This is a genomic window from Pseudoflavonifractor sp. BSD2780061688st1 E11 (assembly GCF_005844125.1).
Taxonomy (GTDB): domain Bacteria; phylum Bacillota; class Clostridia; order Lachnospirales; family Lachnospiraceae; genus Sellimonas; species Sellimonas catena.
This window is the reverse complement of record NZ_SPHM01000008.1, coordinates 97,915-106,621: the sequence shown is the minus strand read 5'-3', so window position 1 is coordinate 106,621 and position 8,707 is coordinate 97,915. Positions and strand designations below refer to the sequence as shown.

Below are 8,707 nucleotides of genomic sequence, written 5' to 3'. Positions count from 1 at the left end.
ATTCTCTTCTTTTGTAAGAGTAATTGCTACTTTCATATTTCCTAATTTCAAAGTGGAATTAAACTTTTCACTTCAGCTTTTTTTACGTCGTTATTACAATTTATTACAGTAATTCCTCCTCTCCGGTCAGTTCTCATTCCTTTTTATCTTGATTCGCGGCAGAAAGATTCTATTTTTTCTACAACTTCTTCAATCGTCATCTCTGAGCTGTCAATCAGCTCTGCGTCTTCTGCGCGGCACAGCGGGGAAATCTCTCTGGTCATATCTCTTCTGTCACGTTCTTCTATATCTGCTGCGATCTGAGCATAATCGCAGGATTCCCCTTTTCCCAACAATTCATTGTACCTTCGTCCGGCTCTCGTGTCAACACTTGCCGTCAGGAATATCTTGACATCTGCATCCGGCAAAACACTTGTTCCGATATCTCTGCCGTCCATTACAACATCTTCTCTCCTTGCCAGATCCCGCTGCAGTTCCAGCAGTCTGGCGCGTACCGCCGGAACGGCCGAGCTTTTTGATGCCATATTTCCGACTGCTTCCTCCCGGAGATGGTCTGTAATATTTTTATCATTTACATAAATCTGCTGCTTTCCATTTTCATAGGCAATGTCAATTTTCACCTCTTCACATGCTTTTGTGACCGCCTCTTCATCGTCCGGCCGGATTCCTTTTGTCAGAAAATACCAGGCTAGCCCCCGGTACATTGCCCCGGTGTCTACATAAATAAAGCCTTTTCTTTCTGCCAGAAGTTTTGCTATGGTGCTTTTCCCGGCGCCGGCCGGTCCGTCAATCGCTATCTGATAACCCATTATTTTCATCCTCCGATACTGTATTTATTCTCAGTCTGACTGTGCCTTATTCCTCAGAAGCACAGGAACCCGCCGCATTTCCGGTAGACCATGCAATCTGAAGATTGAATCCGCCTGTCACAGCATCCAGATCCAGAACCTCTCCCGCAAAATGGACATGTTTTACCAGTCTGGATTCCATCGTCGCCGGGTTGATCTCCCTGACATTGACGCCTCCCTGTGTAATAATGGCTTCATTGAAATCCCGAAGCCCGGTAATGGTCAGCTCCAGACCTTTTAGCAATGCCGCGAAAGCAAGCCTCTCTTCTCTGGTGATTTCGTGGATCTTCTTTTCCGGATGAATCCGGCTCTGCTCAACAGCCACCGGAATCATCTTGGCCGGGAGAAGCCTGGCAAGTGCGTTTTTAAACTGCTTGTTCTTATTCTCCTCGAAATCCCGCAGAAGTCTCGCATCCAGCTGTTCAAAGGAAAGCGCCGGCTTCAAATCAATCCGGAGTCTCAGCGGTCTTTCCTCCAGAATTTTTCCGACAAAAGAGCTGGCGCTTAATATCATCGGCCCGCTCACTCCATAGTGCGTAAAAAGCATTTCACCAAAATCTTCGTAAAGGACTTTCGCCCCGTCCAAGATGGTAATTGCCGTATTCTTAAGAGAAAGGCCCTGAAGATCTTTCACAAAAGATTCCTTCGTCTCCATCGGCACCAGCGCCGGACGGATGCTGGTTACGGTATGTCCAAGGGTTTTTGCAAACCGGTAACCGTCTCCTGTTGACCCTGTCGTCTGGTAGGAGTTTCCTCCTGTGGCGATAATACATGTATCTGCCTGTACTTCCGTCCCGTCCGCAAGGTACAGGCAGGCAAACGCCCCGTCTTTTGTTCCGATCTGCTGTACTTTCGTGTTTAAGTGTACCTGAACTCCCTGGCGTTTCAATTCATCTCCCAGTACACGGATGACATCAGAAGAATGATCGGACTCCGGAAACACCCTGTTTCCCCGCTCTGTTTTCATCTTCAGTCCGATTTCGCTGAAAAACTCCATGGTCTCTTCGTTTGTAAATCCGTAAAAACTGCTGTAAAGGAACTTTTTATTTGTAACCACAGAATCCAGAAGCTCTTCCATATCACAGGAATTCGTCAGATTGCACCTTCCCTTTCCGGTAATATAGATCTTTTTACCCAGTTTTTCATTTTTCTCAAATAATTCTACCTGGTTTCCATTTCTTGCTGCGAAGATGGCGGCCATCATTCCTGCCGCGCCTCCTCCGATTACTACTGTTTTTCCCATTCCGTTCTCCTCTGATCATTCACTTTCTTCTGGTCCGGAAAATGAAGTGGTATTTTATCACTGACCGGATGCAGTTCATCGCTTGAGTAAACCTGATACTCATCCCAAATCTGTTCCAGTGTCCCCAGCGTGTCCACAACCTCGTCCTGCTTTTTCATGCAGAGTGCAACCACCAGCGCATTAATCACACTCAGCGGCGCCACAAGCGAATCCACAATCGAAGCCATATCGCTGCGCGCGATCAGACTGCAGGACGAATAAAGATTCATCGGTGAGTGAACGCTGTCCGTCAGTGTGATGATCTTTGCCCCCCGGTTGTTTGCAAATTCCAGAGCCTTTAACGTTCTCATGGAGTATCTCGGGAAGCTGATACCGATGATCACATCCTCCTCCGTAATCCGGATAATCTGCTCAAAAATCTCACTGGAACTGTTCGTGTCCACACTGACCACATTGTCCCGGATCAGATTCAGATAAAAGCCAAGAAAATTTGCAAGTGTGGCACAGCTTCGTATGCCCACAATGTAGATTTTCCTGGCATTTAAAATCGTATCGACCGCCGTCTCAAAGGCATTCTGATCAATATGCTCCATCGTCAGCTTAATCTTCTCTATATCCGACTGGAGCACACTCATCAGAATCTCAGACTGGCTGATCCGCCCGTAAGTAACCTCCATCCTCTGAATAAAATTCAGGCGGTTGCTCACAAGCTCCTCAAGCGCTTTCTGAAACTGCGGATAGCCCTTGTACCCAAGACCGGACGCAAAACGTACAACTGTAGACTCACTGACACCGACCACATCACCCAGTCTGGCCGCAGTCATGAAAACAGCCTTCTCATAAGAAGACCGTATATAGTCCGCCAGTTTCTTCTGGCTCTTGCTCATCCCGTCATACCGCTCCTCAATTCTTTCAAGCAACTCATTTTTGCCGGTCATGACTAACTCCTCCAAAAGTCCATAATAGCTAATTAAGTATACTCCTTTTTCACCTTAATTACAAGCATTTCACAAGAGTCGACAAGAAAGAGGACAAAGATTTAAGCATTTATTAAATTTTGGGGACGTGTTCCGATGAATCGGAACACGTCCCCAATAGAAAAATCTGTATTGCTTTTTATTTAGAAGTTGTACGTTTAAACAGGATAACTTCCGTTTTTTGTGTCTGCAATTGTCTCGTCTACTTTTGTCTGCTGTGCCTGACGGTATTTGAAAAAGTCGATTGCAACCTGCGGGAAGAGGGCATAGGTCAGTACATCTTCGTCCTGCTGTTTCCACTGTTTCATCTCGTTTTCGAGTGTTTCCAGTTCGTCCGGGATAAGATCTGCCGGGCGGCAGGTGATGCAGTCATCAATTTCGTCGCCGAGGCATTTTTTCTTGACGTCTTCGTTGAACGGGCAGACGGTTGCGCCGTATTTGCCTTTCAGGATATCTTTTGTTTCTTTGGTTGCCATTTTGTAGCGTTCTCCCATCAAAACGTTGAAGACAGCCTGTGTTCCTACGATCTGGGAGGACGGTGTGACAAGCGGCGGTTCTCCGAGGTCCTTTCTGACTCTTGGTACTTCTTCAAGCACTTCATAATATTTGTCCTCCGCTCCCTGTTCTTTCAACTGGGAGGTCAGGTTGGAGAGCATGCCTCCCGGTACCTGATAGAGGAGTGTTTTGATATTAACTCCCAGATTCTTCGGATTTAAGAGTCCGCTTTCCAGTGCTTCATCACGGATCGGGCGGAAGTAATCTGCGATCTCGGACAACAGCTGCTGGTCAAATCCGGTGTCGTACGGTGTGCCTTTGAATGTTTCTACCATGACTTCGGTTGCCGGCTGGGATGTTCCGAGTGCAAATGGTGACATTGCCGTATCGATCACATCTACACCTGCTTCCACTGCTTTTAAGTAGGTCATGGAAGCGACTCCGGATGTATAGTGGGTGTGGAGCTGGATCGGAAGGTTTGTTGCTTCTTTTAAAGCGGTTACAAGTTCGGTTGCTTTATAAGGAAGCAGGAGGCCTGCCATATCTTTGATGCAGATGGAATCCGCACCCATCTCCTCGATTTCTTTTGCTTTCTGTACCCAGTATTCCAGAGTGTAGGCGTCTCCGATTGTGTAGGAGAGGGCCACCTGTGCATGGGCTTTTTCTTTGTTTGCCGCCCTGACTGCGGTCTGAAGATTCCGAAGGTCGTTCAGACAGTCGAAAATGCGGATGATATCAATTCCGTTTGCAACGGATTTTTGCACAAAGTACTCTACTACATCATCGCCGTAAGGACGATATCCGAGGATGTTCTGTCCGCGGAACAGCATCTGCAGCTTTGTGTTTTTAAAACCGTCACGGAATTTACGGAGTCTGTCCCATGGATCTTCTTTCAGGAAACGTAAAGAAGCGTCAAATGTTGCTCCTCCCCAGCATTCCACGGAATGATATCCGACTTTGTCAAGTTTTTCTACGATCGGCATCATCTGCTCGGTCGTCATTCTTGTTGCGATCAGGGACTGATGTGCATCACGCAGAATCGTCTCTGTTATTTTAATTGGTTTTTTCTCTGCCATTTCAATCTCCTCCTCGAACTTATTTCACTCCGAATATCGCCATAAATGTTCCTGCCACGACTGCCGTTCCGATAACGCCGGCTACGTTTGGCCCCATTGCATGCATCAGAAGGAAGTTTGTCGGATCTGCCTCAGCACCGACTTTCTGTGATACTCTGGCTGCCATCGGCACTGCAGATACTCCTGCGGACCCGATCAGCGGATTGACCTTGCCTCCGGTTACATAGCACATGACTTTACCAAGAAGAACACCCGCCGCGGTACCGAACGCGAATGCGATCAGTCCCAGGATGACGATCTTGATCGTATCCAGATTCAAAAACGCTTCCGCGCTTGTCGTTGCTCCTACGGAAGTACCAAGCAGGATGACAACGATATACATCAACGCGTTGGACGCGGTTTCTGTCAGCTGGCGTACCACTCCGGATTCACGGAAGAGGTTTCCAAGCATCAGCATTCCGACAAGCGGTGCTGTCGTCGGAAGAATCAGGCAGACAACAATGGTAACGATGATCGGGAAGAGGATCGCTTCCAGCTTGGATACCGGCCGGAGCTGTTCCATCTTGATCTTACGTTCTTTTTCCGTTGTCAGAAGCTTCATGATCGGCGGCTGGATAATCGGTACCAGTGCCATGTAGGAATAAGCCGCTACCGCAATCGGTCCAAGAAGTGCGGTCTGCTGAAGCTTTCCGCAGAGGAAAATCGATGTCGGTCCGTCCGCTCCGCCGATGATGGCGATTGCTGCCGCTGCTTTGTCAGAAAATCCCATTGCCATTGCCCCGAGGTATGCTGCAAAAATACCAAACTGTGCAGCTGCTCCCAGAAGGAAGCTTTTCGGGTTCGCAATCAGCGGGCGGAAGTCTGTCATTGCTCCGACACCCATGAAAATCAGCGACGGCAGAATAGACCACTCGTCCAGTTTATAGAAATAATACAAAAGTCCACCGGTTCCATTATCCGAATCTTCAAAAGACAGCATAATGTCCGGATAGATATTTACAAGGAGCATCCCAAAAGCAATCGGGACGAGAAGAAGCGGTTCAAACCCTCTGTTGATCGCAAGATACAGAAACAAGCATGCAACTGCAATCATGATCAGGTTGCCAACCGTCAGGTTCAGAAATGCCGTCTGCTCTACAAGACGCCCTAACGTCTCAACTATATAGCTCATGTTCTAACCTCCAATTGTCAGTTGTCATTAATTTAATGTTGCAAGCAAGGTTCCCGCTTCACATGCATCTCCTACTGCAAGTTCGATACTTGCCACTGTTCCGTCTTCCGGAGCAACAACAGGGATCTCCATCTTCATCGCCTCAATGATGACAACCGGCTCTCCTCTTTTGACTTTCTGACCTACAGAAGCTTCGATTTTGAATACTTTTCCGGCCGCCCCTGCTTCCACACGGATGCTGCCTGCACCCTGCGTTTTTTTCGGAGCCGGTGCCTTTGGTGCTTTCGGTGCTGCCTTTGGTGCCGCTGCCGGCGCAGATGCCGCTCCTGCTTCATTCTTCTCTTCTACTGTAACGTCATATACGTTTCCATTTACTGTAATTGTATAACTTTTCATGATTGCTTCCTCCTATTTCCACTGACTGTTCTTTCTTCTTTTTTTAATGGAACGTACTACAAATCCGTCTGTAGAAGTCCCCTCACTTGCCGCGATTGCCGCACTGATGACTGCAACCAGCTCCAGATCATCCGTCAGATCCTCTTCCTGGACAGTCTCTTCTTCAACAGCAGCAGGTGCTGCTTCTGTCTGTTTCGGCTCTGTCTTTTTCTGCTGTGTTTTCCCGATCAGGCCGAACAGGGAAATGATAAAGGAAATGAAAATCAGTACGACAAACACGGTTCCCATTCCAAGGACTGTATTCAGACCGGCCTTCTGAAGAATTTCTCCGGTTGAATATTTGGCTGCCGCCGTAAAACTCTCCATCTCCGATTTTTCGTTAAACTCAATCGTAATCTCAGCATCTCTGTCTTCGTACTCGGCATCTGTTGTCAGCATGATGCTGTCCGAGCTCTGCTCCACAGTGAAATCTCCGTGGCTGATATAATCACCACACTCTTCAATTCCAGCTTCCCACGCATCAATCATCGTGGTAAAATTGGACGCCTGCACATTAAATCCTGACTGAAGCAGTGTCAGATTCAACTGCAGTTCACTTACATCCTTAAATGCATCCAGTTCTTCCGTAGACATCTGGCTGAAACTTGAGATCAGCGCATCCGCCTGCTCGATCATTGTATCTTCATCATAATTTGCATCAGAACTGCTGCTGCATCCGGAAAGAGTAAATACGAGGGCAAGGATGACTGCAAATAAACTAATTCTTTTCTTCAACTCGTCTCACCTCTCTATACCGTTCCGTGCTTTTTGGACGGACGGTCCTCTCTTTTTGTGAACAGCATCTCCAGAGCTCCGATCACATACTTTCTTGTATCTTCCGGACGGATCACTGTATCCACATATCCTCTTGCCGCCGCAGATGCCGCGCTTTCCTGCAGACTGCGGTACTGATCTTCTTTTTCCTTTCTCTCATCCGCAGACACGTCAGGATACATGATCTTTGCCGCAAGACCTGCTTCCATTGCTCCGATTTCGGCATCCGGCCATGCATAAACCATGTCAGCTCCAAGTGCCTTGCTGTTCATTACAAGGTAACCGCTTCCAATCGCTTTACCTGTCATAACATTCACCTTCGGCACCGTTGCATTCGCAAATGCGTAGACCAGTTTTGCCGCTTCTCTTGCAAGTGTTTTCTCACTGCATTTTGATGCCTTGAATCCATTGACATCTGTCAGTGTCAGAACCGGAATCTCAAATGCATCGCAGAATGTCACAAAATCAGCTGCTTTCCGGCATCCTTTTGCAGAAAGAGAGCCGTCAAACTCCTGCTGTACTTTGCCTTCTTCATCGTATACTTTGGAACGGTTCGCAACAGCTCCGACCGTCAGTCCGTTCATCCGGACAAAACCGGTCACCATTTCTTTTGCGTACCCTGCCTTTACTTCTATAAATTTCTGATCATCAGCGATCATCGATAACACGAGGGCAGCGTCATCGGCTCCATTTTCAATTCCCGCGCATAACCGGTTCAGGTCGTCGGTGCATTCTTCATAAGAATCGTTGTCCTCATTGTTTGCAGGAAGCATACAGATCAACTCCCGGATACCGGACAGGATTTCACTTTCTGTTCCAAGGAAATCTACATTACCGGCCTCCTCTGTCTGAAACGCCGCACCGGACGTGTCGCATTTTTCAATGTGATTGCCCGGGATCGCATTCGGGGAATTAACAAAAAGCTTTCCTTTTTCTTCCATGAATGTGAAATCGGAAAGTCCGGAAAGGATTGCAGCTCCACCGCCGCAGGTACCAAATACAGCAGTAATCTGCGGGATCACTCCTGAAGCGAGTGCCTGTTTCGCATAAATACTGCCAAACGCCTGCAATGCGTCTGTTCCTTCCTGAAGCCTGAGTCCTGCACAGTCAATCAGGCCGATCACCGGTGCCCCCATTTTCATCGCCATGTCATAAAGGCCTGTAATCTTCTTTGCGTGCATCTCTCCGACTGCTCCGCCGAGTACCGATGCATCCTGGCTGTACACATAGACCAGACTGCCGTCAATGACTCCATATCCGGTGATCACGCCATCTCCCGGAACCTTGCTTTCCTGCATGTTGAAATCCGTGTTCCTGGCTGTGACAGCGCCACCGATCTCAACAAAGCTGCCGGCATCCAGTAATTCTGAAATTCTGAAAACTGCCGGCGTTTTTGCTGCTTCATTACTCATAAACCTAGCCCTCCATTTGTGATATATTCCTAAAAGTTAAACCAAATTTTAGCCAATTATATTATACTTTTTCTAATATCCTTTTTCAAGAGTTTATGTGAAATTTTTGACATATTTTTTCACTCGTATATTGCGTTATCATATTAACGTATTAATGTTTTTTCAGCATATTTCAAGCTTTTTCTACACTTGGCCCAATATAATTTTTAGTTTCTTTCTTTATCTGTCTTTTTTTTATGAAAATTTAATAATTTTGGACTGTGTTACAAAAAATTC

Annotated in this window: 8 protein-coding genes; all 8 read right to left on the bottom strand. The window is 47.1% G+C overall.

Annotated features, from left to right (window positions below; all coding sequences use genetic code 11):
* Nucleotides 1-143 precede the first annotated feature (143 nt).
* A complete protein-coding gene (gene cmk, locus FGQ85_RS05565) occupies nt 144-809 on the bottom strand; it encodes a (d)CMP kinase (RefSeq protein WP_087167282.1) in 666 nt (221 codons plus the stop codon).
* A gap of 46 nt (nt 810-855) precedes the next feature.
* Nucleotides 856-2,091, bottom strand: coding sequence for an NAD(P)/FAD-dependent oxidoreductase (locus tag FGQ85_RS05560; protein ID WP_087254865.1), 1,236 nt, complete (start codon nt 2,089-2,091; stop codon nt 856-858).
* A complete protein-coding gene (locus FGQ85_RS05555) occupies nt 2,076-3,029 on the bottom strand; it encodes a MurR/RpiR family transcriptional regulator (protein WP_087254868.1) in 954 nt (317 codons plus the stop codon). Before FGQ85_RS05555 ends, FGQ85_RS05560 begins: the two co-directional genes overlap by 16 nt.
* Nucleotides 3,030-3,226: 197 nt before the next feature.
* Entirely contained in the window at nt 3,227-4,639 is a 1,413-nt protein-coding gene (locus tag FGQ85_RS05550; protein ID WP_087167285.1) for an oxaloacetate decarboxylase subunit alpha, read from the bottom strand.
* Between the two features lie 19 nt (nt 4,640-4,658).
* Nucleotides 4,659-5,810: a sodium ion-translocating decarboxylase subunit beta gene (locus FGQ85_RS05545; RefSeq protein WP_087254871.1), complete on the bottom strand. Its 1,152-nt coding sequence runs from the start codon at nt 5,808-5,810 to the stop codon at nt 4,659-4,661.
* A gap of 27 nt (nt 5,811-5,837) precedes the next feature.
* A complete protein-coding gene (locus FGQ85_RS05540) occupies nt 5,838-6,206 on the bottom strand; it encodes a biotin/lipoyl-containing protein (protein ID WP_087167287.1) in 369 nt (122 codons plus the stop codon).
* 12 nt (nt 6,207-6,218) lie between these two features.
* Entirely contained in the window at nt 6,219-6,980 is a 762-nt protein-coding gene (locus FGQ85_RS05535; RefSeq protein WP_087254875.1) for an OadG family transporter subunit, read from the bottom strand.
* Between the two features lie 14 nt (nt 6,981-6,994).
* The gene (locus FGQ85_RS05530; RefSeq protein ID WP_138372876.1) at nt 6,995-8,431 is read right to left on the bottom strand and encodes a carboxyl transferase domain-containing protein; all 1,437 of its coding nucleotides are present in this window, start codon (nt 8,429-8,431) and stop codon (nt 6,995-6,997) included.
* Between the last annotated feature and the right edge of the window lie 276 nt (nt 8,432-8,707).

Bases quoted from the DNA above. Each gene is read 5' to 3' on its own strand.
- cmk (WP_087167282.1), bottom strand. From the start codon at position 809: ATGGGTTATCAGATAGCGATTGACGGACCGGCCGGCGCCGGGAAAAGC.
- FGQ85_RS05560 (WP_087254865.1), bottom strand. From the start codon at position 2,091: ATGGGAAAAACAGTAGTAATCGGAGGAGGCGCGGCAGGAATGATGGCC.
- FGQ85_RS05555 (WP_087254868.1), bottom strand. From the start codon at position 3,029: ATGACCGGCAAAAATGAGTTGCTTGAAAGAATTGAGGAGCGGTATGAC.
- FGQ85_RS05550 (WP_087167285.1), bottom strand. From the start codon at position 4,639: ATGGCAGAGAAAAAACCAATTAAAATAACAGAGACGATTCTGCGTGAT.
- FGQ85_RS05545 (WP_087254871.1), bottom strand. From the start codon at position 5,810: ATGAGCTATATAGTTGAGACGTTAGGGCGTCTTGTAGAGCAGACGGCA.
- FGQ85_RS05540 (WP_087167287.1), bottom strand. From the start codon at position 6,206: ATGAAAAGTTATACAATTACAGTAAATGGAAACGTATATGACGTTACA.
- FGQ85_RS05530 (WP_138372876.1), bottom strand. From the start codon at position 8,431: ATGAGTAATGAAGCAGCAAAAACGCCGGCAGTTTTCAGAATTTCAGAA.